Genomic DNA, 1,923 nt, shown 5'->3' with positions numbered 1-1,923 from the left:
TTTCCAAGGCGCCTTCATAACGTTTGTGACTTACTCGGCGGGTAATCAAGGATTCTTGGTAACGCTAGCTGTTTTGTCTTTGGTATTGCTCAAGATGAAATTTTCCAAAGCTAAGCTCGTCAGCTTTGGAAAATTTCATCTTGAGCAATACCAAAGACAAAACAGCTAGCGTTACCAAGAATCCTTGATTACCCGCCGAGTAAGTCACAAACGTTATGAAGGCGCCTTGGAAAGGCGAAACCGCAGCCCCAAGGTCAAAATTAGATCCAAAGATCAAAAACGGTACGAGAGAAGACAAACTTAAAACGAGCAGTAATAAGCCTTTGGATTTGTTAGAGAACGGAGATGTCATGACTAAAATCTTTTGGATAAAGTGGATGGATGCTAGCGCAGCTTAGCACTGCCAATATCAATTTTATGTCAAAACGGTCATTAAGCCGTCATGGTCTAACAATGTTCGATTGATGAACCTCTTGAGTATTGATTCGGTGAACAGCCACGCCAGCATCAACAATGTTCGACATCCACTTATGTTCATAGAGCAACAAAGACCACTCAAACCAGCTGATTCAAAGGTCTTATCCCACTAAAGACTGCCGGACACGTTCTGCTGATAAAGTGAACACTTACCCGACTATAAGGCCGGAATCTGAAAAACTTTGCTGTCAGTCCTTTAAATCCACTATTGAAAGGATTACCATCTGGTCTGCTTTCAAAGCAAAATAGATTATTAATTTTTATTCTCAGGGCGGGGCGAAATTCCCCACCGGCGGTATGTCCTTAGCAAAATCTAAAGATAAGCCCGCGAGCGCTCGATTCGTCGAGGTCAGCAGATCTGGTGAGATGCCAGAGCCGACGGTCATAGTCCGGATGAGAGAGAATGAAAACACACTCGTTTAACTTGGAAAGGTGTACCTATTTATTAGGTTCATGCCTCCAACTTAGACGGGTGCATTTCGTTTTGGATAAAACCATAATGAGCTAATACCAATCACAGTAAATAAATGATCAGAGATAGCGCAGGAAAAACGCTTGAGAACAAGGCAAAATTTTTCGATAAGTAGTTATTCTACAGTCAAAAATTTTAACGCCGTTATCAAGGGTTTTAACCAGCTAGAATGACCAGTTGTTTACTACGATTGGTACAAGTCGACTTGTAATGAGTCTGCTTTGTTGTGCTCGGTTGAGATCCCTCATACAGCCCTGATTCTGGTGATATTTTAGGAGTTTAACCATGAATCAGTCTTCACTACTTGCCGAATTTGGCGAACCAATCACTCGCGTTGAAAACGCACTGCAAGCTCTGCGCGAAGGTCGTGGCGTGCTTCTACTTGACGATGAAGATCGTGAGAACGAAGGCGACATCATCTACTCAGTAGAACACCTAACGAATGCTCAAATGGCGCTTATGATCCGAGAATGCAGCGGTATTGTGTGCTTATGCTTAACAGACGAGCAAGCAAACCAACTCGAACTTCCACCTATGGTTGTTGATAACAACAGCGCAAACCAAACTGCGTTTACCGTTACTATCGAAGCAAAAGTCGGCGTAACAACAGGTGTTTCTGCCGCTGACCGTGTAACAACGATCAAGACAGCTGCAAACCCAACGGCTAAACCTACTGACCTAGCTCGCCCTGGCCACGTATTCCCATTACGTGCGCGTAAAGGTGGTGTACTGGCTCGCCGCGGTCACACAGAAGGTACTGTGGATCTAATGCAAATGGCAGGTCTTCAATCGGCAGGTGTACTGTGTGAAGTTACCAACCCAGACGGCACGATGGCAAAAGCGCCAGAGATCGTTGCTTTCGGTAAAATGCACAACATGCCTGTACTGACCATTGAAGATATGGTGATGTACCGCACTGAGTTCGACCTAAAACTGGCTTAATGTTTAATATTTAATGCTTAATGCTTAATGCT

1 protein-coding gene, 2 pseudogenes and 1 riboswitch are annotated in these 1,923 nt (G+C 44.0%); of the genes and pseudogenes, 2 read left to right on the top strand and 1 reads right to left on the bottom strand.

Going from position 1 to position 1,923, the window contains the following annotated elements; genetic code table 11:
• Positions 1-124, top strand: a pseudogene (locus AB4496_RS09785) (phospholipid phosphatase); the annotation flags it as partial.
• Here the strand turns inward: AB4496_RS09785 and AB4496_RS09780 are convergent.
• Positions 110-352: pseudogene (locus AB4496_RS09780) on the bottom strand (phospholipid phosphatase); the annotation flags it as partial. The pseudogenes AB4496_RS09785 and AB4496_RS09780 sit on opposite strands and share 15 nt — an antisense overlap.
• Before the next feature lie 383 nt (positions 353-735).
• Positions 736-886, top strand: a riboswitch (FMN riboswitch).
• Between the two features lie 348 nt (positions 887-1,234).
• Between AB4496_RS09780 and ribB the strand changes: the two are divergent.
• On the top strand, positions 1,235-1,891 hold the full coding sequence (gene ribB / locus AB4496_RS09775; protein ID WP_004733029.1) for a 3,4-dihydroxy-2-butanone-4-phosphate synthase: 657 nt from the start codon (positions 1,235-1,237) through the stop codon (positions 1,889-1,891).
• Positions 1,892-1,923 lie beyond the last annotated feature (32 nt).

It is taken from the genome of Vibrio sp. 10N.222.46.A1 (assembly GCF_041473595.1).
GTDB classification, from domain to species: Bacteria; Pseudomonadota; Gammaproteobacteria; order Enterobacterales; family Vibrionaceae; genus Vibrio; species Vibrio tasmaniensis_A.
Note: the sequence above shows the minus strand (reverse complement) of the source record. Positions and strands in the feature narration are given on the sequence as shown.